The organism is Gammaproteobacteria bacterium (assembly GCA_015709615.1).
Taxonomy (GTDB): Bacteria; Pseudomonadota; Gammaproteobacteria; order Burkholderiales; family Nitrosomonadaceae; genus Nitrosomonas.
In genome coordinates this window covers 1188824-1213459 of the sequence record CP054179.1, presented here as the reverse complement: position 1 = coordinate 1213459, position 24636 = coordinate 1188824, and the positions used below count along the sequence as shown (strand labels likewise).

The following is a 24636-nucleotide window of genomic DNA, read 5'->3' as shown; positions in this document are numbered from 1 at the left end:
TAGGATGACTCCGGGAAATTCCGCATATCGAGCGGGATTTCCCGGTTGTGTTACCAGAACTGATTAAGCATTCGCTTTTCTGCTACGCAGCATAAAGCCCAACATTCCTAAACCGGCTAGCAGCATGGCATAGGTTTCCGGTTCCGGAACGGCGGATACCGATACGTTATCGAGCAGTAATCCAATATTATCTCCGCCCAAATTTTCATAGCTGAAGCTATAAATACCCGATGCGGATGGCGTGAAATTCAAGCTGTGTGCTGTCAACGGATCGGAGCTATTCAACGTAAAGGATGCAGTGGCAGTACCGAAACTGACATTGGCCGTTTCAGTGGAGCCGCGCTGGCTGCCGGCCAGGTCAAAGGATAGTGTATAGGTAACGCCGCCGGTCAAATTGACGCTATTGGCAAAGACGCCGCTATCAGCCGTGCTGCCGTCCAGATCGATATAGTTTCCGTTGCCAGGCAAGATATCGATAAAACCGACTCCGATTAAATCAACTGTGCCGCTGGAAACTGTCCATCCGCTTGCAAGGGGTGGCGTCCAATTGAGTGCCAATGGCGAATAGCTATCGAAATTGTCGGAGAAAACAGTCACTGCCGCGCTGGCAGGCGCAGCAAACACGACTGCTGTCGCTGTGGCGATAATGGTTGATTTGAGTTTATTCATGGAATCTCCAAATTTTATTAGGTTAATCGGTGCATCTCGTTTGTTGGACCGGGTGTTATATATTTATTGTTACTGTTACAAGTGATTGTTTACTGCCATTTTTGGGCCCATTTCCTCCAGTCGCGATGTTAATTATCGTATCATGTGTGAGCAATAGCAAATGACTCCCGATTTTTCTAGTATGTTTGTCCTATCGCTATGCTATTGAGGGATTTGACAGGGGTATGAAAAATGTTGGTGACGGGGGGAGCGATTCGGCGGGATGGGTTTGCTCATTTGAAGGCAATCGGCATAAAAAGTGAACACTAGCTGCTCAGTTATAGAAATTCAGATCGATCGTACAATTATCAAGTTGATAATAAAATCAGGATAATTCTTCAGTAATTATCCCCCAATCTCAATCAACACCTCATTCGGATTTACCGATTCGCCTTTAACGACGTGCACAGCCTTGACGATGCCGCTGATCGGGGCGGTGATTTCGGTTTCCATTTTCATCGCTTCGGTGATCAGTACCGGTTGTCCGGCGCTGACTTTCTGGTCTTCCTTGACCAGCACGTCGAGGATGTTGCACGGCATGCTGACGACGACGTCGCCCTCGGCGGCGGGGCGGCGGCGTTTGCTGCCGATAGTGCTTTTGACGGCGCCTTGGGTGCCGCCGTCGAGCACGATTTCATCGAGCGTTTCGACGACGATTTCTTCCGGCATGCCGTCGACCATGAAATAAAAGTGCCGCAACGATTGATTTTTTGGGCTGGTGCCGGTGACTTTGACGTGGTACGACTCGCCGTGCAATGCGACATTGAACTCGGTCGGCGCTTTTTGCACGCCGTTGCTGCCGGTCGTTGCAATTTCGAGCGGTTCCGGCACGAGGTGGCCGGTGGAACGCAGTTCCAGGAATTGCTTGCCGATTTCTGGAAACATGGCGTAACTCAGTACGTCTTCGTCGTTCAGCGCCAGATGCCCGATTTCTTGGCGCAGGTGTTCGAATTCCGGTTTCAACAGATCGGCAGGACGGCAATCGATGATGTCTTCCTTGCCGATGGCGCGCTTTTGCAGACCGGTATCGATCGGCGCCGGGGCTTTGCCGTAGCCGCCTTGTAAATAGCGTTTCACTTCATTGGTGATGGTTTCGTAGCGCTTGCCGGTCAGCACATTCAACACCGCCTGTGTGCCGACGATTTGCGACGTCGGCGTGACCAGCGGCGGGTAGCCCAAATCTTTACGTACGCGCGGAATTTCCGCATAAACTTCGCTGATGCGATCCAGCGCATTGCGTTCCTGCAATTGATTGGCCAGATTCGAAATCATGCCGCCGGGCACCTGGAACACATGCACGCGCGTGTCGACACCGGTGAATTCGCTCTCGAAACGGTGGTATTTCTTGCGCACTTGCGCGAAATAATCGTTCACTTCTTGCAGCTTCTGCAAGTTCAGTCCGGTATCGTGTTTCGTGCCTTGCAACGCCATGACCAGACTCTCGGTTGGCGGATGGCTGGTGCCGCCCGACCATGACGACAAGGCCGTGTCGATGTGGCGGCAACCGGCTTCGATGGCTTTCAACTGGCACATTTCGGCCAGGCCGGAAGTGGCGTGCGAATGCAGATGGATTGGCACGTCGACGGTGTCTTTCAGGGCTTTAACCAGCTCGCTGGTGGCATACGGCGTCAGCAATCCGGCCATGTCCTTGATGGCGATCGAGTCGCAACCCAGCGCGGCCAGCTCTTTGGCCAGCGTAATAAAACTGGCGGTATCGTGCACCGGGCTGGTGGTGTAGCAAATCGTGCCTTGCGCGTGCTTGCCGGTTTCCTTGGCTGCTTCGATTGCGGTTCTGAGGTTGCGCACGTCGTTCAGCGCATCGAAAATGCGGAACACGTCCATGCCGTTGGCGGCGGCGCGCTTGACGAACGCGCGCACGACATCGTCGGAATAATGACGGTAACCGAGCAGATTCTGCCCGCGCAGCAGCATTTGCAGCGGCGTGTTCGGCAACGCGGCCTTGAGTTTGCTCAGGCGCTCCCACGGATCTTCTTTCAGAAAACGCAAACAGGCGTCGAATGTCGCACCGCCCCAGCATTCCAGCGACCAATAACCGATATTGTCGAGCATCGAACAGGCCGGCAGCATGTCCTCGGTGCGCATCCGGGTGGCGATCAGGGATTGGTGCGCGTCGCGCAAAATGACGTCGGTGATGTGAACTTTTTGCATGGATTTTCCTTGGTTAACCGATGAATGCTGCTACAGACCGGTGTGCGAAGCGACCACGGCGGCGATCACGCTTGCCAGCACTTCCGGCCGGGGTTTATCGGAATATTGGATCAGATTCGGGTTCTGCTCGACAAAGCCGGTATTGAATTTGCCGCTGCGAAATTGCGGATGCTTCAAAATCTTTAAATAATACGGAATCGTCGTTTTGATGCCGAACAATCCCATGTCGCGCAAGGTACGTTGTCCGCGCTTGATCGCATCTTCCCAGGTCAGCGCGCTGACGATGACTTTTGCCACCATCGAATCGTAAAACGGCGGAATCTCGTAACCGGTATAAATCGCCGTATCGGTGCGCACGCCAGGACCGCCCGGCGCGTAGTAACGCGAAATGCGGCCGAAACTCGGCAGGAAATTGTTTTTCGGGTCTTCGGCGTTGACGCGAAACTGAATGGCAAAACCACGCCGCACGATTTCCTCCTGCTTGAAACGCAACGGTAAGCCCGCCGCCACACGGATTTGTTCTTCGACGATGTCAACACCGGTGATGGTTTCGGTGATAGTGTGCTCGACCTGCACACGCGTGTTCATTTCCATGAAATAAAAACGACCGCTATCGTCCAGCAGAAACTCGACCGTTCCGGCGTTGGTGTAGCCGACCGATTTCGCCGCGATCACCGCCAAGCCGCCAATGTACTGGCGCTGCGCTTCGTCGAGTTGCGGCGATGGTGCGATTTCGATCAGTTTCTGATTGCGGCGCTGAATCGAACAGTCGCGTTCGTACAAGTGAATGACATTGCCGTGGTGATCGGCCAGCACTTGCACTTCGATATGGCGCGGGTTGACGATGCACTTTTCCAGAAACACGTCGGCGCTGCCGAAAGCCTTGGTCGCTTCGGAAATCACCCGGGCGTAATTGCGTTTGAGTTCTTCCGCGTTGTCGCAACGGCGGATGCCACGCCCGCCGCCGCCGGACGTCGCTTTCAGCATCACCGGATAGCCGATTTTTCCGGCGACTTGCAACGCCTCGTCGACCGAATGCAGATTGCCGTCCGAGCCGGGTGTCACCGGAATCCCGGCAGCGATCATCGCATTGCGCGCCTCGGTTTTGTCGCCCATGCGATGGATCACGTCCGGTTCCGGACCGATGAAAATCAGTCCGCGTTCCTTGCAGGCGCGCGCGAATTGCGCGTTCTCGGACAAAAATCCATAGCCCGGGTGCACTGCATCGCAACCGGTCGCCAGCGCCAGATCGACCAGCGCATGGATGTTCAGATAGCACGCCATCGGCTCGCTGCCGATGCAATACGACTCATCGGCCTTCTTGACATGCAACGCGAAACGATCCGCCTCCGAATAAACCGCCACCGAGCGGATACCCATCTCGGCACACGCGCGAATGATGCGCACCGCAATTTCGCCGCGATTGGCGATGAAGATTTTACGTAACATCTTTTGGCCTGTTGTAAAAACGCAATGACGGTATTTTACCCGATCAATTCCGGTTAGGGCGGTCGAAAGGAAACTTGTGAAACGACCATGCCTTACACGCGATGATCGTCTTCCGGCAGCCGCTTGCTTCTGTTTTCCGAGCTTCCCTGGATTGGCGCCTATTTAAAAAGGAATCATCGCATCCAGCGAGAATAAAAGTTGATCTTTTTTGCCGTCGAATGGGTGAAAAGCCATGTCGATGCCGTCCGCCCGGTCGTAGCGGATATTCTTGCGGATATTGAGATTGCGCACCGGTTTCCAGCCTTTTTTCCAGTGCATCGCCGGTTTCCAGTTCATGCCCACGGTAACGGCGTAATAATCCGCGGGTGCGCTCACGAGAGGAATATTGCCGGCGTAACTAACGCCCTTGTTATTCATTGCCGACAGAATGCGGTAAGGGGAGAACACCCGCCAGCCGTTGCGGTCGTGAAACCGTTCGGCGCGAATGCCGATCGACAGGTTTTTTTTCAGATCGTAAGTCAGGTGGGTATTGATGCTATACCAGGCGGCGTTGCGGATTCCTTCGGGTAGATTGATGTCGGCCGCCCAGCCGTTGGTATGCTGCAATACGCCGTGCATCTTGGGTGTGAACCAATGTTGCAGCACCACGCTGTACATCATCCAAGGTTGATTTACCGCCGTTTGGCCGTAGGTGCCGCCCAATGCCATACTGGTTCTTTTATCGTCGCTATTCCATGTTAGATTGGCCAGTCCGCCCCAGTTGTCGAGCTGTTTGTCAAAGCCGCCATCCCATCCGCCGGTGGCGCTGCCGGTCGTCGCCGCGCCCTGGATGGTCCAGTTTTTATCGATATTGTAAGTGCCTAAAAAACCGGTGTGTGTGAACGGTTCGCCGCTGTTCAGGATATAAGCGCGGGTGTAAAAGAAATTGTCGGGCGCAGGGACGCTTTCATAACCCAACGGTGTATAAAAATGTCCCGCCTTGACATTCAGGCCGTTGCCGACCGGTACGTGCGCTTCCAGATAGGCTTGCGGCAGCGCGATGCCATAGGTGCGCGTCGATTTGCAACAGAGATTCAGATCCCAGTTGCCGCGATCCGACGGTTCGCCGGTATTTTCGTCGAACGCGGAGATACCGAAGGCCTGAGTGTAAATGGCATCGGTTCCGAACAGGAAATCGAAGCGTCCGCCCAGGCTCCAATTCGAAGTATCCGTTTCGACGCTGCGTTCGATGAAGAGATTGAGCTGATTCAATTGAAACCGGTTGGCGCGATCGGCGAAGGTAACCGTGCCGTTGAAACCATCCGACGGATTATTGGCATTGTAGGTTGCCCCGCCGTTGATCCAGCCGCCGATTTCCAAGCCGCTGCGTTTGTACAAATCCGCCAAGCTGTTGGCAAAAGCATGGTCAACCGTGATGATTGCCGATAAAACTATTCCGAGTACTGCGCTGATCGTGTTGATGTGGTAATTCATAGTGTTGTTCCTGATTTTTGATCACGATAACATGGAAGTCGTTGAAAATATGATGCATTGTGCTTTGAAGTGTTTAACTCGAGTGCGAAATACTCAATGCTTTTTCGCACACTGCGCTTCTTGCTTGATTCCATCTTGCTGGATCGTTTGTTGTTCTCTTTCTCCGGAATTGTGCAAGTTGGGGTGATTGCATTGTACCTTAACGCGATTAATGGATGAGATAATCGAGAAAAAATTCAGCATAATCAATGGTTAATATCTATGGTGCAACAGTAATGCGCTGCATTACACCGACCAGAATAACAACAAGGAAAGTTATGAGAACGGTAATGGCAAGCGGTGACAAATTGCTCAGGTTGACCTAAGCCTATTTGCATGGGCTTCTGTTTCACTTTTCTTGTGGCGTGCTTTATCTTTATCCCTTCAGACAGCCGCTCAAAACTTCTCAGTTATTCTTCAGCTGATCGATCACTATTTGACGGATGTCGGTGTTTTCACCCGGATTGATGATGACGAAATCCGGGGTGCCGGGTTTCAGATAATCCAGACCATGTTCCTTGCCGGAAGCGAGAAAGTCGTTGATCGCCAGTCGGTAGGTTTTTTTCGCATCGATCGGAGTGTCGTTAATCTGCCAGGCACCGTTGACTTGCTGGGTATTGACGGATTGCAGAAAGCCGCCCGCGCCGGTGTTCGCCATGCCTTGGTTCAGCACTTTTATGAGCAAACTGCCTTTGATCGCGGCCAGTTGCACTTTGCCGCCGAACGGCAGCACCCGGATCACGTCGTAGACAGTAATTTGGCCCGCGGGCAGTACGTCGTCGATGCGGATCGAGCCGCTGTTGTAGAGCGAGAGTTCGGCTTCCGGGTAGGGACGCAGCAGGCTTTGGGCGATCAGTTCGGTCAGGTTGGTTTTGCGGGTGCGCACATTGGATTCGAGTCCGTCCAATGCTTTGCTGGTGGTTGTGACCACGGCTTCGGGTTCAAAGCCTTGTTGCCGGAAGGCGTCGAAGGCGATGTTCATCCATTTGTCGACCACGGTTTTGACGGCTGGATCTTCCGGAAGATTGTCGTTGATCGGGACAAATTCCGGTTTGACTTGGGTTTTACCGGTTTGCGGATCGAAATAGAGATCGACCACGTAAACCGAGCGCACGTTGGCGTCGCCTTTCAGCAGCGGGGTAAAATTGCCGCGCCAGTTTTGATAATTGACATGTTCGTGACCACCGAGCAGCAGGCCGATTTGCGGAAATTTTTGCAGCAACTCGATATCATCGTCGATGGCCTGATGCGTCAGGGCGATCACAAAATCGATTTGGCCGCTGAGCTGTTTGATTTGCTCAGCGGTGGCTGCAATCGGATCGGAATAACGCACGTAACCCGGATTATTGGCCGCCAGCGTCAATCCGAACATGCCGATTCTGAAAGTTTTTCCGCTTTTTTTATCGGTGACAGGAATCACCAGATTTTGTTTGACGCCGGCATACGGTTGACCGTCGGCGGCGAATACGTTGCTGGATACCCAGGTGAATTTCGCTTCTTGCATGCGCTGGTTGAATTGACTCTCCTTGACGTCGAATTCGTGATTGCCGAATGTGGCGTAGTCCAGTTGCAAGTGATTTAACACATCGACCATCTGCCGCCCGGCGAGCCGGTCACCTTCAAATTGGGCGGTGCCGATCGCGGACGGGCTGAACAGATCGCCGCCTAAGGTGGTGATGGTATTCGGATTACGCGCCAGCAGTTGCTTGCGTAACGTGGCGACGCGTGCGATTCCGCCTTCCTTGCCGCCACTGACCGGGGTGATTTCATAAATATCGTTAAAGTGCAGGATGGTGACGTGTATCCGGCCATCACTGATTAATGGAGCCGGTGTTGTGGCGCAGGCGGTCAGTGTGAAAACAACGATGATCGAGAGTAGAACAGCAAAAGATTTTTTCATGATAATGCCCTGTAATTGGGGGATCTGTTTTGTTCAAAGCTACGTCTGCTGCGAGTGTATGGCAAATTGCACTCACCCGGTAGCCGTCCATGTGCTTCCGGTTCCAGTGTTCTCATGCATCCGAAATATGTTCTAGGATGCGAGAATCTCGCTATCAACGGCAGCCGATTGTGAATATAATCGGAAGCCGCACATAATAACAATACAATCCGCCAAGATTGAGCGTTAAGCACGGGCTTCGGAAAGGGTGATCCAAAGTCAAGTAACGTAAGGAGAGCACTGATTACAGAGCGATTGGCTGATTCGATTCCATAGCCTTCATTTCATCCTTATCAATACTGATTCAACAAATTCAAGCGAAAGGGGAATTATCGTGAAAAAAATTTTTGCATTATCGAGAAAGCGGCTGTCGTTTTTTATTGCAGCGGTGGGTTTATTCATTGCGATTCTATCCGCTTGCACATTAATTCCGGGAACCGATACCGATCGCGGTGCGGATACGGTTAAGCAAGATCCGTTCGGCGATAGCTATGAAACGGTCAAATATCTCGATCAAGGCTGGAATGTTTCCGATAGCCTGTGGTTTTACACCACGACGCAGGGATCCAACCTAATGCCCTACGATTTTTTCATGGTGCTGGAAAAAGCAGGGGAATCCGAGCTGTTCCGCTCCAATGAAAACATGAATTTCTATCGCTACTTACCACAAAAAGCGACTTCCACCAATCCGGATGCATTACCGGTCGGCTGGGTCAAGGATGACTATAAGGGCCGGGAATATATTGGGTTGACTTGCGCCGCGTGCCATACCGGGCAGGTGAATTATAACGGCGTCGGTATCCGCATCGACGGTGGTCCGGCGAGCGCGGATATGGAAGAGATCATGAAAGGCTTATCGGCAGCGTTGAAACACGTGCGCGAGAATGAAGAAGCCAAGAGCCGGTTTGTCAAGAATGTGCTGGCGCGCGGCAATTACAAATCGGAAACGGAAGTGCTGGGCGATCTGGCGAAATATGAACAGCGCCTGACCAACTACACCATTATCAACCGCAGCCCGACGCCTTACGGTTATGCGCGGCTGGATGCGTTTGGACGCATTTATAACCGCGTGCTCGAGCATCTGATTAACGAAAGGGAGCTAAGGGATTTATTGCGCGATCGCCACATCATGCGCGACGATGGCATGTCGGAAGAGGAGCTCGACAAAGTTCTGGCGGATATGGAAAAAATCCCGACGGGCGATCAACGTGACCGTGTGGTGGATCGCTTGACACAAAATTTAACCAAGTGGCAGTTGGGCCGCTTGCGTAAAGCGTTATTCAATCCGGCGGATGCGCCTGTCAGCTATCCTTTCTTATGGGACATCCCGCAGCACGATTATGTGCAATGGAACGGTCTGGCCGCCAACGCCGGGCTAGGACCGGTCGGACGCAATACCGGCGAAGTCATCGGCGTATTCGGCACGCTGGATTGGAATGAGGAAAAAGGGCCGACCCTATCCACATTGATCGGCGGACAAAATACCCGTACCAAAATCAGCTTTGATTCATCGGTGAATGTGCATAATCTGCGTGAAATTGAATTCCATCTGCAAAAATTGCAATCGCCGAAGTGGCCGGAAGATGTGTTAGGCGCCATTGATAAGCAACGCGCATCGCGCGGTCAATCCTTGTTTAACGAGTATTGCGCCGGTTGCCATGCGAATATTGTGCGCGACGATCCGGACCGCCGCGTCGTTGCCAGTATGTCCAGAGTCAGCGATGTCGGTACCGATCCCGTAATGGCGGAAAACAGTTTCAGCCGCACCGGATATTCCGGCATATTGCGTAACCAATATGTCGATGTCGGCGTCGGCAGCATATTGCTGGATCAAAAAGCGCCGGTAGCCGCCTTATTGACCAAAGCGACTTTAAACGTGGTGGCTACACCGGATCCCGATAAGTTATTTTTCCAGCGCTGGACCGACTGGATTGTGGATATTGCCAAAGCGTTCTTCCACAATGAAATCAAATCATCGATCAAACATGGCAATTACGATCCTGATACCACAGCAAAACCGCTGGCTTCATTGAACGCCTACAAGGCGCGTTCGCTGAACGGCATTTGGGCGACCGCGCCCTATTTGCACAACGGTTCTGTACCGACGCTGTACGATTTGTTATTGCCCAAGAAACATGAAGGCGATCCGGAAGACGGCGAATACCGTCCTGATCAATTTGAAGTCGGTTCGCGTGAGTTCGATCCGGCGAAAGTGGGATTGAAAAGCAGCGGCTATCAAGGATACAAGTTTGATACCAGCTTAAAAGGTAATAGCAATGCCGGGCATGAATATACAACCGGTAAAACGGCGCAGTTGAACGGAAAAATTCTGAAACCGCTGACGAAGGAGGAGCGTCTGGACTTGCTGGAATATCTCAAGACTCTGTAATTTGAACGATCAACCATCATTAATGAATGAACAGGGAGAAATGAAATGAGCACAAGTTATCTTGAACGGTATGATGCGACCCCCGATGCAGAAAAATTTCCTCTGGTGCGGCGCTGGATGGATACAGAGCCGTTGCCGTTTTTTAAGGAACTGCGCGCCAACCGTCCGATTTTAGTAACGCCCGACTGCACGCTGGTCACCCGTTTTGACGATGTCAGGGAAATCTTGAAGATGTACAAAGTGTTCACCGTCAAACCGTATGTGCCCAAGATGGACAATTACCTGATGGCGCATGATGACGATGCGCTGCATACCCGTGAGAAATCGTTGATGCAATTTATGCTGAATCGCGATGATCTGCCCAGGGTGCGTAATTTGGTTGCGGAGATCGCTAGCGGAATTCTCGATGATGCCAATGGCCAGATTGAGGTTGTAAACAGTTTTTGCCGGATGGTACCGGCAACGTTGGTGCAAAAATATTTTGGCCTGACGGGTGCAAAACGGGAAGATTTGATCGAATGGTCTTACTGGAATCAATACGATACCTTTCACAACCAGCCATTCGACCTGGTGCCGGCGGAATTATCAAAGCAGATTATCGACCGGCATAATGAGACTTCCAAAAAACTGGGCGACTATATCACGATGCTCATTGCAAAGCGCTTGCTGGCAGTGAAACTGGAAAAATTGACGTTTTCGACGATTGTCCGGCTGGATGACGATATTGTCACCCGGATGTTGCGTACCAGTTTTGCCAAGGAATTGGACTTCGACATCAAACGGCTGGGGGTGAACGCCGGCGGTCTTCTGATCGGCGCCATCGAAACCACGTCGCAAGCGGTAGCTCAAGTGCTGCAATATTTGTTTCAGCATCCGCAATGGCTGGCAGCGGCCAAAGCCGCTGCGCACAAGGAAGATACCACCGAGTTCGACGGTATTGTGTGGGAAGCGTTGCGGTTTGTACCGATCACATCGTATTTATTTCGCACCACGGTGAGCGACTATACCGCGGCGAAGGGAACAAATTACGAAACGGTTTTGCGTGCCGGTACTTATGTGCTGCCGGTGACGTTGTCTGCGATGTTCGATGAGCGGGCATTCGAGTCGCCGGATGAATTCATTCCGCAACGTAATTGGTACAACTACTTCCATTTCGGTTTCGGCGATCATGAATGTCTGGGCCGTTACGTGGGTATGGTGATGATTCCGGAAATGGCGCGGCAGGTATTTTTGAAGAAAAATATTGAGCCTAAAGGTAATATAGACTATAAGTCCGGTCCGTTCCCTGAGTCGTATGATTTGTCGTGGACTGCGGCGTAAATTCTAGTCTGGTGCAGTAATTAAACGGTAACGAATAGGAAATGAAGTTCAATCGACTGTATGGATTAGTTCATTTCCTTTCCTTTTCTTTTTGTATCATGTGCAGAAATTCTTACCGGTAGCGGTATAAAGACAGTGTTCTATAGCCTGAATTGCTTGTGATTACCGACTATAGAACACTGGCCACCCTCTAAAACTCTAGTAATTTGATTTCTCAGTCGTTGATCTGGCTTTACCGCCGCCTTCCTGATCATCTGCCGGTATTTGATGGAAAGGTTGGATGGTTTTGCCGTAAGCATCAGGATTCGGTGTTTCTGGCGCTGTTGGTTTGCCGCCGCATGCAACCAAAACTAAAACCGCCGATACTGCTAATAAATGTGTAATTCTCATATAAAACCTTCTAAATGTAAGTTGTTAACTAATATTGTGTTACGACGATTGGCAGAATACTGCTTACAGTTATGCTAAACATTGATCTTGATCAAACTAAATCAACGATGGCTAAGGGGTATTGTCATCAGTGGCGCAGATCGGCATACGTTTTTATCGCACATTAAATGATTTCATCGCGCCAGCGCTGGGTGATAGTGAGATCATTCATCATTTCGAGCGGAAAGCTTCGGTCAAGGACATGATTGAGTCTTTCAACGTGCCGCATACGGAAGTTGAGCGAATTTCGGTGAATGGCGTTGTTGTCGGCTTCAACTATATCGTGCAAGACGGAGACCGTATCGAAGCTTTCCCGGCTGGTGAGAATTTCGGCGCTATGTCCGCAGCGCAGCTTCGCCCGCCGCTAGCGCAGCCGCCGCATTTCGTGGTCGACAGTAATCTTGGGAGATTGGCGCGGTATCTGAGATTGCTCGGATTCGATTGTCTTTATTGCAATGATTACAACGATGGCACGGTCGCGAGGATCGCCAGCGAACAACAACGCGTCGTGCTCACCCGGGATCGCTCGCTGTTGCGCCGTAAAATCGTGACACATGGGTATTTCGTGCGCGCCGCTAAACCCAAAATTCAAACCCGGGAAGTTCTGAAAAGATTTGCGTTGTTTTCTTGGATTAAGCCTTTGACACGCTGCACGCATTGCAATGGGATATTGGTGGAAACCGGAAAAAGCCGTATAGAACATCGCCTGGAGCCATTGACTAGGCAATTTTACGATAAATTTCTAATGTGCCCGGATTGTCACCGGATTTACTGGCAAGGAAGTCACTCAATGCGCATCAAGCAACTGCTTGATGAGTTAGTGGATGAAAGGTTGTAATCCGATTCAAATCTTCAATTGAAGACTTCGCCGGTGGCATTTTTATTCAGTCAATATTCAGATTGAACGCATTATGATGGTGCCAAGGCGTTAAGAAAACTGATTCTCAAGTCATCAGGACGCTTTCCTTGTGTGCGAGTTGAAAGGTAATGGCTCAGCAAATTCCGATCGAGGTTGGTATGAGAAAAATTAAATTAATGTGTTTGACTATCGTCCTCTGCGGAATATTTTCAGTGAATCTGGTAAACGCTGAAGGAGATGACGGCGGTTTCGATGGCGGTGGCTTTGATGGTGGGTTCGATGGCAGTTTCGATGGCGGCGGCGATTTTGGTGGTGACTACGGCGGTGATTTCGATGCTGGCGGATATTCTGATTTTTCTGATCCGAGCGGTTCCGATCCAAGCGATGCTTTTTATCAGCATGATCAATTCAATCAGCCGGAAGATTTTGGATCCGCTGACGATGCTGGTAACGGGAGTCATTTTGATCAGACCGATGTGATTCATCAGTCAAATGATTTTGCTACGGAAAATAACGCGAATCATAGTGGTAGTATCGAAGCAGCCCCCAACAACGACGGATTTGCTCATGAATCCATGAAGAAAGAGCTGCCGGACCAATCGGCCGATACCGTTCAGCATGCAGAGCAAAATAGCGATTTTGCTCAAACGCGCGCAGCGGATCACCGGAATGATGCAGACACAAACCCTGGGGCACATTCCGTTACAGGAACTGCGGATTCAATTCAATCCACCGCAGCAGCCGACTCGAATGAAACTGCCGGCAATGCTTCTGCCGCTACGGATTCATCGATCCACCACGGCACGGTTACACAGACCGATCCATCCCTGCAAAATGTGAATATTCAGAATAATACGCATATCGATCACAATACCGGACATAGCCATTATGCCGGACATGATAATCACCATCACCATCATCACGGCGGAGGACATCATTACTACGATAACTTCGGTTTGGGGTTCGGATTAGGTTTAGGGATGGGACTGGGCATCGGTTCTTTTGGCTATTACAGCCCATTCGCGCCGTTCGGCTATTATGGCGGTTTTGGCGTGCCTTTTAGCAGCTTCGGCTTTTACAGCGGCCGTGCCGGTGCCGGATTCTATGGCCAATATGCCGGTTTTGGATCTTATCGTTATTTTGAACCGTATTATCCTTTGGGCGGTTTTCTGGCGGCTTCCCCGGTATTTGCAGCACCTCTGCTAGCACCTGCCAGAGCGCCTACCTATGTTCAACAAAATGAAGTTTCAGGACCTGCGCAGGCGCAGCAAAAAAGCTACTGGTATTACTGCCGCAATCCCGAAGGATACTACCCTTATGTGAAGCAATGTTCAGGGCAATGGATTAAGGTTCCTCCACAACCTTCCTGATGATTTCAGTGAACAGCACAACCTGATAACCCTATTGTGGTTTTACAAACCGGCTATCTTTAATTGTAAGCATCTAGGATAACCGGTAATCTATAAAACTGTGGCTGACAGCTTTGTCTGAATTTTTGGAATTTGAACTAAAGAACCTAATCTTGACAGGAATTAATGATGAAGAAACAAATAGGGATCGTAATAGCTTGTGTGATGATATTACCGTTGTTATCCGGTTGTTGGACACTGGTTGCCGCCGGCGCGGGCGCGTATGGCGGATATAAAATGAAAGAAAATGGTTATACCCTGCAGAGCCCGATCGCCAAGGAAAGGAAATCGAACAAATGAGATACGGTTGGTTATTTGACTCTTTTCGTTGAATCTTCCGGATTCTCTTTTTTCCGGAAACTGTCATAAATCATCAGCGCTGCGCCGACAAAAATGGCGGAATCGGCGATATTAAATGCCGGCCAGTGATAATTTCCAATATAGAAATCGAGAAAATCGACCACATGACCCAGCGTGACGCGATCGTACAAATTTCCCAGTGCGCCGCCCAGGATCAAGCTCAACGACAGGCAAAATAATTTTTCATGGCGGTATTTGTTAAGCAGAAAGATGATCAACAGGGCCGCGCTGCCGGCGATGCCGCTCAGGAACCAGCGCTGCCAACCGGGTTGTTCGCTGAGGAAACTGAATGCGGCGCCGGGATTGTAAGTCAGCACTAAGTTAAAAAAGCCGGTAAGCGGAATGCTCTGACCAAACTCCAATGCAGACTCGACCCAGAATTTGCTGGCAAGGTCCAGGATGAGGACGATCAGAGCGATGATCAGGCTGATGTAAAGTTTCATAGTTGCGATTTTCTTTTCAATTGAAGTCAGGTTTTACGCAAAATGCCGTTCTTCGCCAACGCCGTAAAGATTGGTGATGCAACGTGCGCACAAAGTAGGGTGCTCGGCATGATGGCCGACATCCTGGCGATAATGCCAGCAACGTTCGCATTTCGTGTGGGTGCTGGATACCACAATAATCCCTTCTTGTTGTGCATCGTTAACCAGAGTTAAACGCGTTTCGGAAACGATCAATACGAAGCGCAAATCGTCACCGAGTGCATTCAGTAGCGCGAAATCTTCATGGTTGGCGCGAATCTCTACGCTGGCCGCCAGTGAGGAACCGATTTCTCCTTGTGCGCGCGCGTCTTCCAGTTTTTTCAACACCTGCGAGCGCAATGTGCGTATTTTCGCCCAGCGCTGCTGCAACAGCACGGTATCCGCTTGTGCCGGGAAAGCATGCCAGGTATGCAGCAGCACGCTGTCGTCGCTATTACCCGTCAGATGCTCCCAGACTTCTTCCGAGGTGAAGCTCAGAATCGGTGCAAACAAGCGCACCAAACTATGCGCGATATGGTGCAACACCGTTTGCGCCGAACGCCGCGGAACACCTTTGGTCGCTGCTGTGTATAGCCGATCCTTGAGAATATCCAGATAGAAACCACCTAAATCTTCGGAGCAGAAATTATGCAGTTTATGCACGACTTGATGGAATTCATAACGCTGATAGTTTTGCGTCAAATCGTTCTGGAAGCTTTCTGTCAGCACCAGCATATAGCGGTCGATTTCCAGGCAGTCTGCCACAGCGACAGCATCGCTATGCGGATCAAAATCCACCAGATTAGCGAGCAAGAAGCGCAATGTATTGCGGATACGGCGGTAGCTTTCGACCACCCGTTTGAGAATTTCTTCGGAAATGGAGAGTTCGCCGGAGTAATCGGTCGAAGCGACCCACAACCGCAGAATGTCGGCACCCGAAGTATCCATCACTTTTTGCGGTGCGATGACATTGCCTTTGGATTTGCTCATTTTGTGACCGCTACCATCCACCACAAAGCCGTGCGTGAGCAAGGCATCGTACGGCGCGCGCCCGTCGATGGCGCAACCGGTCAGCAGCGAGGATTGGAACCAGCCGCGATGCTGATCGGAACCCTCCAAGTATAAATCAGCCGGAAATTTAAGCTGTGCATCGGCTTTCACCACGGTATCGTGCGTCGTGCCGGAATCGAACCAGACATCCAGTGTATCGGTCAGCTTTTTATATTCGCTGGCTTCAACACCGAGCAATTCGGCCGGGTCAAGCGCAAACCACGCCTCGATACCTTGTTGTTCCACTTTTTGTGCGACTTGTTCGAGTAATTCGAGTGAACGCGGATGCAGCGCGTGGGTGTCTTTATGTACAAAAAATGTCATCGGCACGCCCCAATTACGCTGGCGTGACACACACCAGTCCGGGCGGTTTTTGATCATCGCTTCCAGGCGCGCCCGGCCCCATGCCGGAAAGAATGCAGTGGATTCGACCGCTTTCATAGCGAGTGCACGCAAGGTTTCTTTCTGCGTTGCGGTAGCGGCAGTGTTGTGCAGGTTCATGCCGATGAACCACTGCGGCGTTGCGCGGAAAATAATAGGTGTCTTATGCCGCCAGCAGTGCGGGTAGCTGTGATCGATTTTTTTCAGGCAGAGCAAATGACCGCTGTTTTTGAGTGTCTCGATAACAACTTCATTGGCTTTCCATACCGGAAGTCCGCCCACCAACGGTGTGCTGGCGGTAAATTTGCCGTCGCCGTCAACCGGACTGTCGCTCGGTAGACCGTAATTTTGTCCGACAAAATAGTCGTCCAGTCCATGTGCCGGCGCTGTGTGAACCAGGCCGGTACCGGCTTCCAGAGTGACGTGCTTGCCGCAAATGATTTTTACCGTGCGCGGTTCAAACGGGTGTTGTAGCGGCAAGTGTTCCAGAGCCTGACCCTTGCAGGTGGCAAGGATTTCGCCGGTGAGATCGTAGCGCGCCAGGCAGTTTTGTTTCAGCTCGCTGGCGAGTATCAGTAATCCTTTCGCCGTCTGAATCAATTCATAATCGAAATCGGGGTGAACGCTGACTGCTTGGTTGGCGGGCAATGTCCACGGAGTGGTGGTCCATATGACGGCGTACACTTGCGCATTTCCGGAGAGCGTGATGCCAAAAATACTACCCAGTGTTGCGGGCGCGGCTGCAACGGCAAAGCCGACATCGATTGCGGGTGAAGTCTTGTCCTCGTATTCCACTTCGGCTTCTGCCAGCGCCGAGCCGCAATCGATACACCAGTTGACCGGTTTTTGCCCTTGATACAGATAGCCGTTCTGATAAATCTTTCCCAACGCACGAATAATGCCGGCTTCTGTTTTGAAATTCATGGTGAGATACGGATTGTCCCAGTCACCCAGCACGCCCAAGCGGATGAAATCGGCTTTTTGGCGTTCTACTTGTTCCTTGGCGAAAGCGCGGCAGAGTTCTCGCACTTTATCGGCAGGCAAATGCTTGCCGTGTTTTTTCTCGATTTGATGCTCAATTGGCAGACCGTGACAGTCCCAACCGGGAACATATGGTGCATCGAAACCGGCCAGGGTCTTACTTTTGACGATGATGTCCTTGAGAATTTTGTTGACGGCGTGACCGATATGAATGTCGCCGTTGGCATAAGGCGGGCCGTCGTGCAGAATGAATTTGGGGCGTCCTTTGCGGGCGGAACGGATTTTCTGATACAGATTCTTTTCTTGCCAGGCTTTCAGCATGCCGGGTTCGCGGCTGGCCAGATTGCCGCGCATCGGAAACGGCGTGTCGAGTAAATTGAGCGTTTTCTTATAATCGGTCATGAAAGTTACAATAAATAGGTTAAAGAGCGTTGCACATGCTACTGAAACGGGGTTGAGTTGTCATGAAAAAGCGTTTGGCTTGCGCGACATCTTGCTCGATTTGCCGGATGAGTGTGTCGATATCTTGATATTTTTCTTCGTCGCGCAATTTGTGCAGAAAATTGACCTGTAAATGCTGCCCGTAAATTTCCTGATTAAAATCGAACAAATGCACTTCCAGCACAGGTTTGCCGTTCTCATGCGTTGTCGGGCGTACGCCCAGGCTGGCGACGCCGGGCAGCGCAATAGCCGGTGAAGACAGAAGCGCGCCGTATACCGAGACGGCGAAAATTCCCGACAGCGGCGGGCGGTTATGTTTCAGTTGAATGTTCGCGGTCGGAAATCCGAGTTGTTTGCCTATTTTGTCGCCATCTACAACCCGTCCGCTGATGCTGTAGGGCCGCCCGAGTAATTTTTCGGCTTTATCCAGATCGCCGTGGGCTAACGCTTCACGTGTTGCGGTGCTGGAAACGCGCTGACCGTCGATGGTGAAACTCGGCATCGTTGCAACGGTATAGTTGTTTTCTGCTGCCAGCGCTTGCAACAGGGCAAAATCACCGGCGCGGCGCGCGCCGAAACGGAAATCATCGCCCACCAGCAACCAGCGCACAGCGAGTTGCTGATTCAAAATACGCGTAATAAACTGCTCCGCGCCAATTCGGGCAAAGTCATAATCGAAACGGCAAATATGAATGCAATCGACTTCCGCTTGAATCAAGCAGGTTAATTTTTCCCGCAGGCTGGTCAGCCGGGCGGGTGCCTCATCCGGGGCGAGAAACTCGCGGGGGTGGGGCTCGAAAGTCATGACGCAGGCGGGAAGTCCGAGCTGTTTGGCGGCATTTTTCAAGCGGGTGAGCATAGTCTGATGACCCAGATGAAGTCCGTCAAAATTGCCTATGGTCAGTGCAACCGGTGTTTTAACAGCGGCGGGCACTTTTCGCCACGTATGCATACGCTCGAGTCCAAAAAATTAGCAATTCTAGCGTGTTTAAGCCTATCAGGTCTAGCTTGCGCTGCGTTCCGATCCTATCGATTCCGCGTAATTATAGATACTTACCGGATGGAGAGCTGCGGAAAGGATGGATGAGTACTCGCGCCGGTTCGTTAATTTGGTTATATTCCTGCTATCGTTTTAGTTATGTAGTGATCAGAGAATTGAGGCATTCAAATCAATCCATCAACCCGGGCGAAAGAGAAGACCGGATCTTGCAGGCACTGGCCGGGATGCTCGAGCAGCCGCACAGGATTAGAATTACCACGGCTGCGTTGGCAAAGCGGTCGGGAATCTCGGCATCGGCGATCTACCGCTGCTTTCCCAATAAGTCGAAAATGTTTGAGGCTTTGATCGCATTTATTGAAAAAACGCTGTTTGTATTGATCAATAAAATTTTGCAGGAAGAGCAGTCCGGTGCCAAGCAGATTGAGAGTTTGTTATTGCTATTGTTAGGTTTCTCGCAAAAGAATCCGGGTATGACACGTATTCTGACCGGCGATGCACTGGTGCATGAGGACGATCACTTACAGCTGCGAATTCAGCGGCTGCACGACCGGCTTGAAGCAACTTTCAAGCAGGCGCTAAGGTTTGCGGTCAGTGAGCAGCAATTGAAACTTGATGCGGATATAGCGGCGCAGGCGAATTTGTTCATGTGCTTTGTGATTGGCCGCTGGTATCAATTTGTAAAAAGTGAATTCCGGCGAGATCCGCTGGCCAATTGGGAATTGCAGCGATTGACTGTGCTGCCGGATGCATTGTTGTAATGCGGCGAATTTACCGGTGGTTACGAGTGGCATACCGGACAAGCCGGATCTTTGCTTAATCTGATCGAACGCCAGTTCATGGTCAAACCATCCAATACCAGCAGACGGCCATTCAGGCTTTCGCCGATATCGAGCAAAGTTTTCAGTGTTTCCGCCGCTTGCATGCTGCCGATAATGCCGACCAAAGGTGAAAATACGCCCATGATCGCGCAGGGCATGTCTTCCTGCTCACCGTCAACCGGAAATAAGCAGTGATAACAAGGGTTGTCGCTATGGCGTAAATCGAATGCGCTGATTTGACCGGAAAATTGCACGGCCGCGCCGGAAATAAGCGGTTTTTTATAGATGACACAAGCTTGGTTGACAAGGTGACGTGTACTGAAATTGTCACTGGCGTCAATGACAGCGTCTGCTTGCGGAACAAGTTGCGACAGCCTCTCTGCATCGACGCGCGCTTGGATTGCCGTGATCTTGATTCCGGGATTGATTCTGAGCAGAGTTTGTTTGGCCGATCGTGTTTTTTCCACACCGATGGCACCGCTGTCATGCATGATTTGACGTTGCAGATTGGTCAGATCAACCCGATCGCCATCGCAGATCGTCAGATTGCCAATGCCGCTTGCTGCGAGATACAGCGCGGCAGGTGAACCCAAACCACCCGCGCCGATGATTAATACATGGGATTGATTAAGTTTTTCCTGCCCCGCAATGTCAATTTGCGGGAGCAGGATGTGGCGGCTATACCGCAGTAACTGATGATCATCCACAAGCCTTGTGCGATCAGCTTTCGCTTTTCTCGGTGTGTTTTTTCTCAGGTGATGCGGTAATGCCTTTGAAGTAATTCATGGCTTGCTTCAGCAGAAGATCTTCCTCAGAGCCGAATTCCATCGGGGCTTTGTTTTTGTCTTTGTTTTTCTTCTCTTTTTTCTCTTTTTTCTCACCGGCTGGTTTTAATGCAGCTTTATCGACTTCCGGAGCTGTTTTCTTTTCTGTTTTCTTGCCATTGGACAAATGCCGGTTCAAATCCGCTTCGCGCAAACGTTGTTCATCGCCGCTGTCGGTTTCGTCCAGAACATCGGGGGTAATGCCTTGCGCCTGGATAGATTGACCATTCGGTGTGTAATAGCGCGCGGTCGTCAGTTTGATCGCGGTGTTGTTTCCCAATGGCAGAATCGTTTGCACTGATCCTTTGCCAAATGTTTGCGACCCCATCACGACGGAACGTTTATGATCCTGCAAGGCGCCAGCAACGATTTCCGATGCGGAAGCGGAACCGCCGTTAACCAGAGTGATCATCGGTACGGTTTTCACTTCGGCCGGCAATCCTTTCAGATAATCTTCATCCGGTCCGCGCAAATAATATTCCGGATTGGCGTGCAATTTCATTTTTGCATCAGGGCTGCGTCCTTCGGTGTAAACGACCAGAGCATTTTCCGGCAGAAAAGCAGCCGATACGGCAACGGCACCATTAAGTAATCCACCCGGATCATTGCGCAGATCCAATATCAATCCTTTCATAGTGCCATTACTTCCGGCAAAAAGTGTTTTGATGGCTTGTGCCAGATTTTCACCGGTTTGCTCTTGGAATTGCGTGATCCGGATATACGCATAACCCGGTTCGATCATTTTTGATTTAACGCTTTGGATTTTAATGATGTCGCGCACCAGATTGAAGACCAGCGGTTCCGTTTCTCCTTCCCGCACAATCGTGATTTTGATCGAGGTATTGGGTTTGCCGCGCATGAGCTTGATCGCGTCATTCAACGTCATACCTTTGACGACGGTATCATCCAGTTTGACGATCAGGTCACCGGTTTTAATGCCGGCACGGAATGCCGGAGTGTCTTCAATCGGCGATATGACTTTTACGACACCGTCTTCCATCGTAACCTGAATGCCTAACCCACCAAACTCGCCTTGGGTGCCTATTTGTAATTCTTTGTATTCGTCTTTATCGAGATAGGATGAATGCGGATCCAGTCCGATCAGCATGCCATTGATAGCCTCGGTAATCAGTTTCTTGTCTTCCACGGATTCGACATAATCGCTCTTGATACGGCCGAAGACTTGGGCGAATGTGCGTAATTCCTCGATTGGCAGCGGATGGATTGCCTCGATATTATCCTTTTTGGCAATAGCGGAGAAATTCAAACTGAGCATCATGCCAGCGATTGCACCAATCAGAATTAAACCTGTTTTTTTGATTACGTTACTCATTATGCTATCTCCGCACTGGTGAAATTGATGTAAATGGCTGCTGTATTCATTCTATTTTTATCCACGTCAACGGGTCAAACGGCTTTCCTCCGTGACGAAGTTCAAAGTACAAACCTGAATCGGTATTTCCGCTGCTATTTCCAACAGTTGCAATCGTATCTCCGCCGCGGATCGGCTCGCCGACTTGTTTGTGAAGTGTTGCATTATTGCCATATAAGCTCATATAGTTGTTTCCGTGATCCAGAATTATCAAATTGCCAAACCCTCTCAACCAGTCTGCAAACACCACTCGGCCCGCGGAAATTGCTTTGACCTCGCTGCCGGGAGGAGATTCTATAAATAAACCTTTCCACGTCACGTGTTTACCTGAGCGTTGACCACCAAAGGTGTTTACAAGTTTCCCGCGTACCGGCAAATTTAATTTTCCCTTTAATGCTGAAAATGCGACGCCGGCACCGGTAGCATTGGGGAGCTGATTATTAATAACCGTATTATTGGGCTTTTCTTTAACAAGCAGTTGATTAATCTCATTGACTAAATTAGTTAAGCGCTTTTCATCCTTTTCAAGTTTGCTTATTTCCTGTTGTTGCTGGCTAATCTGCCCTGATACTTGTGCGAGTACCATTTTGTGCTTGGCTTTTTCTTGTTCAAGTTTTTTACGTTGATTGAAATATTCAGTCTGGTTGGCGGTGATTTCATCTTTTTTTTGACGGCTTGCTTTTGTCAGGGTTTCAATTTCATCTTGATTGTGCTGAAGATTTTGGATGCTATTTGCGCGTGCTTGCGAGAGCAGCCGGTAATAATAAATATCGCGGGCGATCTGGTGGGGGTCTTGCTGATTCAATACCAATCGTAAGTAATCTTGTCGTCCGCCGATATATTGTTGGTAAAACAATTTTTCAAGCTGATTGCGTTCAGTTTCAATTTCATCGCTGATTTTTTTGTACTGCATTTGCAGCAATTTATACTCTTCTACGGCTTGCCGGTCATGTTCGATGAGTTTGGCCATTTTTTGCGCAATGCTATTGATTGCACGCTCCGTATCTTGCAATGCATCCGTCGTGTCTTGTTTTAGCGTTTCCTTGTTTGCTAGATCCTTTTGCAGTGATTGGATGCGCTCGCGCAGCAGTTTGAGATTATCCTGATTGTTTGCATATCCTGGCAGTGCATAAATGAAGGTCAGAGCGCAAGTTGCCAGTATTGAGCGAATATGCTTTGTAAGGTTGGGATTAAACGTACGAGTTTCCGGATAGATGAGGTTTATTCGAAATAGTGTGCTGATCACGCGCAAATTTTGAATAAATGAATAATAATTAAGCTGTAGATTTACCTTGGTTGGCCACGCTTTGCATCGCTTCCTGAATTTCAGCCGAATTTCCAAGATAGTAATTTTGAATCGGTTTCAAGTTATCGTCTAATTCGTAAATTAATGGAACGCCGGTTGGGATATTGCAGTTCAAAATATCTTCGTCGGATATGTTATCCAGATATTTAACCAGCGCTCGTAAAGAGTTGCCGTGTGCCGCAATGATGATACTTTTGCCTGCCTGAACTTGCGGTGCGATGGTGGTATTCCAATAAGGCAGGAATCGTGTAACCGTATCCTTCAGGCATTCAGTCAAAGGAATGTCGCCGTGCGCTAAATTTTTGTAACGCGGATCCATGCCTGCATAACGGGTGTCGTCGAGGGTTAATGCAGGCGGCCTGACATCATAGCTACGCCGCCAAATGAGGACTTGCTCATCACCATACTGTGCGGCGGTTTCTGCTTTGTTCAATCCTTGTAATGCGCCGTAATGCCGCTCATTCAAGCGCCAAGTATGCTCGACAGGAATCCACATCAGATCCATTTCGTCCAGCACGATCCATAACGTGCGGATGGCGCGCTTGAGGACGGACGTATAAGCAATATCAAACGTGAAACCATGTTCGCGCAATAGCCGGCCGGCATTTTGAGCTTCTTGTATGCCTTGGGGTGTTAGATCAACATCTGTCCAGCCAGTAAACCGATTTTCTTTATTCCAGGTACTTTCTCCATGCCGCAGGAGAACAATTTTCTTCATATTGACCTTTTGATAAAAAGGAGGTGAGTTTCTTAAGCAGATTTAAAAATGTGCGTATTTTATTATATTTTTGCTGATAAACACAGCATTAGACTAATTCTTTTATACGAAAAAAGCCTCTGGTGTTTTTTTCATGAAAATGATGATGAGTTCTTATTTTTATTCCTATGCACGCCTATAAGCGCAATACTGCCGCTATGTATGCAGTCAAATGTCAAAAAACCGGAGAATCCCTTAATTTTTTAGTTTCTGATAAAATCAGCGATTCAAAAAATCGAACAAAATAAAGCTAATATGGAATTGTCATTATTTCAAGATCATTTTCTTCTCAGACTGGAGAATATTCTCTTCGTTATTACGGCCGTTATCAGCGGTTCAATGCTGTTATGGTCGATGGTGACGCAACGTGGTATCAAGGAAGTCGATACACGTACGGCGGTTCAGTTGATAAATTATCAGGACGCACTGGTATTGGATGTGCGCGATGATAGTGAATTTGCTGCGGGCCATCTTCCCAATGCTAGGCATATTCCTGCCGAGAAAATCGAGGAGCGCTGGGCGGAGCTACAAAAATTCAAGGAGAAGCCGGTTGTAGTAATTTATCGCGGCGGTATCCGATCTAACAATGCCAGCCAGGTTTTAAAGAAGAATGGCTTTTCCCAAGTGGTTAATCTGATGGGCGGTATTGATTCCTGGAAGCGCGCCGGCCTGCCGATGGTTAAACGCTAAAGGAAGTAAATG

At 50.0% G+C, this 24636-nt stretch carries 20 protein-coding genes; 7 read left to right on the top strand and 13 right to left on the bottom strand.

The annotated features are described in order from the left end of the window. Positions 1 to 63: 63 nt before the first annotated feature. The 5 genes from HRU77_05795 to HRU77_05775 all read right to left on the bottom strand — a co-directional run bounded on the left by HRU77_05795 (position 64) and on the right by HRU77_05775 (position 7738). The gene (locus HRU77_05795) at positions 64 to 669 is read right to left on the bottom strand and encodes a PEP-CTERM sorting domain-containing protein (protein ID QOJ20247.1); all 606 of its coding nucleotides are present in this window, start codon (positions 667 to 669) and stop codon (positions 64 to 66) included. A 384-nt stretch (positions 670 to 1053) separates the two neighbouring features. Continuing rightward, complete coding sequence (gene oadA, locus HRU77_05790) at positions 1054 to 2877, bottom strand: sodium-extruding oxaloacetate decarboxylase subunit alpha (GenBank protein QOJ20246.1); 1824 nt, start codon at positions 2875 to 2877, stop codon at positions 1054 to 1056. A gap of 30 nt (positions 2878 to 2907) precedes the next feature. Beyond that, positions 2908 to 4326: an acetyl-CoA carboxylase biotin carboxylase subunit gene (locus HRU77_05785; protein QOJ20245.1), complete on the bottom strand. Its 1419-nt coding sequence runs from the start codon at positions 4324 to 4326 to the stop codon at positions 2908 to 2910. A 162-nt stretch (positions 4327 to 4488) separates the two neighbouring features. Beyond that, on the bottom strand, positions 4489 to 5799 hold the full coding sequence (locus HRU77_05780) for a porin (GenBank protein ID QOJ20244.1): 1311 nt from the start codon (positions 5797 to 5799) through the stop codon (positions 4489 to 4491). Between the two features lie 445 nt (positions 5800 to 6244). Beyond that, entirely contained in the window at positions 6245 to 7738 is a 1494-nt protein-coding gene (locus HRU77_05775) for a bifunctional metallophosphatase/5'-nucleotidase (protein ID QOJ20243.1), read from the bottom strand. Positions 7739 to 8111: 373 nt separating this feature from the next. Between HRU77_05775 and HRU77_05770 the strand changes: the two genes are divergently transcribed. Together HRU77_05770 and HRU77_05765 are read left to right on the top strand one after the other, a co-directional pair. Next, a complete protein-coding gene (locus HRU77_05770; protein ID QOJ20242.1) occupies positions 8112 to 10166 on the top strand; it encodes a ribonuclease E in 2055 nt (684 codons plus the stop codon). 45 nt (positions 10167 to 10211) lie between these two features. Next, on the top strand, positions 10212 to 11486 hold the full coding sequence (locus tag HRU77_05765; GenBank protein QOJ20241.1) for a cytochrome P450: 1275 nt from the start codon (positions 10212 to 10214) through the stop codon (positions 11484 to 11486). A gap of 198 nt (positions 11487 to 11684) precedes the next feature. On the opposite strand, the gene HRU77_05760 is transcribed toward HRU77_05765, so the two are convergent. Then, positions 11685 to 11876, bottom strand: coding sequence for a hypothetical protein (locus HRU77_05760; GenBank protein QOJ20240.1), 192 nt, complete (start codon positions 11874 to 11876; stop codon positions 11685 to 11687). A gap of 130 nt (positions 11877 to 12006) precedes the next feature. Between HRU77_05760 and HRU77_05755 the strand changes: the two genes are divergently transcribed. From HRU77_05755 to HRU77_05745, 3 genes are all read left to right on the top strand, one after another. Further along, entirely contained in the window at positions 12007 to 12753 is a 747-nt protein-coding gene (locus HRU77_05755; protein ID QOJ20239.1) for a Mut7-C ubiquitin/RNAse domain-containing protein, read from the top strand. 848 nt (positions 12754 to 13601) lie between these two features. Beyond that, positions 13602 to 14144 (top strand): hypothetical protein, encoded by a 543-nt coding sequence (locus HRU77_05750; protein ID QOJ22076.1) that lies wholly within the window; start codon positions 13602 to 13604, stop codon positions 14142 to 14144. 165 nt (positions 14145 to 14309) lie between these two features. Further along, entirely contained in the window at positions 14310 to 14483 is a 174-nt protein-coding gene (locus HRU77_05745; GenBank protein QOJ20238.1) for a hypothetical protein, read from the top strand. Positions 14484 to 14494: 11 nt separating this feature from the next. Here the strand turns inward: HRU77_05745 and HRU77_05740 are convergent, their stop codons facing one another. Genes HRU77_05740 through HRU77_05730 form a run of 3 tightly spaced genes read right to left on the bottom strand, consistent with a single transcriptional unit; the run spans position 14495 to position 18809 of the window. Next, complete coding sequence (locus HRU77_05740; protein QOJ20237.1) at positions 14495 to 14986, bottom strand: lipoprotein signal peptidase; 492 nt, start codon at positions 14984 to 14986, stop codon at positions 14495 to 14497. A 33-nt stretch (positions 14987 to 15019) separates the two neighbouring features. Then, positions 15020 to 17818, bottom strand: coding sequence for an isoleucine--tRNA ligase (ileS, locus tag HRU77_05735; protein ID QOJ20236.1), 2799 nt, complete (start codon positions 17816 to 17818; stop codon positions 15020 to 15022). Positions 17819 to 17837: 19 nt separating this feature from the next. After that, complete coding sequence (locus HRU77_05730) at positions 17838 to 18809, bottom strand: bifunctional riboflavin kinase/FAD synthetase (GenBank protein ID QOJ20235.1); 972 nt, start codon at positions 18807 to 18809, stop codon at positions 17838 to 17840. A gap of 131 nt (positions 18810 to 18940) precedes the next feature. On the opposite strand from HRU77_05730, the gene slmA reads away from it, so the two are divergent. Next, on the top strand, positions 18941 to 19615 hold the full coding sequence (gene slmA / locus HRU77_05725) for a nucleoid occlusion factor SlmA (GenBank protein ID QOJ20234.1): 675 nt from the start codon (positions 18941 to 18943) through the stop codon (positions 19613 to 19615). Between the two features lie 20 nt (positions 19616 to 19635). Here the strand turns inward: slmA and HRU77_05720 are convergent, their stop codons facing one another. From HRU77_05720 to gpmA, 4 genes are read right to left on the bottom strand one after another with little or no spacing between them, the layout of a single operon-like run. After that, entirely contained in the window at positions 19636 to 20382 is a 747-nt protein-coding gene (locus HRU77_05720) for a HesA/MoeB/ThiF family protein (GenBank protein ID QOJ20233.1), read from the bottom strand. A gap of 13 nt (positions 20383 to 20395) precedes the next feature. Next, positions 20396 to 21832 (bottom strand): S41 family peptidase, encoded by a 1437-nt coding sequence (locus HRU77_05715; protein QOJ20232.1) that lies wholly within the window; start codon positions 21830 to 21832, stop codon positions 20396 to 20398. A gap of 46 nt (positions 21833 to 21878) precedes the next feature. After that, positions 21879 to 23123, bottom strand: coding sequence for a peptidoglycan DD-metalloendopeptidase family protein (locus tag HRU77_05710; GenBank protein ID QOJ22075.1), 1245 nt, complete (start codon positions 23121 to 23123; stop codon positions 21879 to 21881). A gap of 22 nt (positions 23124 to 23145) precedes the next feature. Further along, positions 23146 to 23895: a 2,3-diphosphoglycerate-dependent phosphoglycerate mutase gene (gene gpmA, locus HRU77_05705; GenBank protein QOJ20231.1), complete on the bottom strand. Its 750-nt coding sequence runs from the start codon at positions 23893 to 23895 to the stop codon at positions 23146 to 23148. Positions 23896 to 24189: 294 nt separating this feature from the next. Between gpmA and HRU77_05700 the strand changes: the two genes are divergently transcribed. After that, entirely contained in the window at positions 24190 to 24624 is a 435-nt protein-coding gene (locus HRU77_05700) for a rhodanese-like domain-containing protein (GenBank protein ID QOJ20230.1), read from the top strand. Positions 24625 to 24636 lie beyond the last annotated feature (12 nt).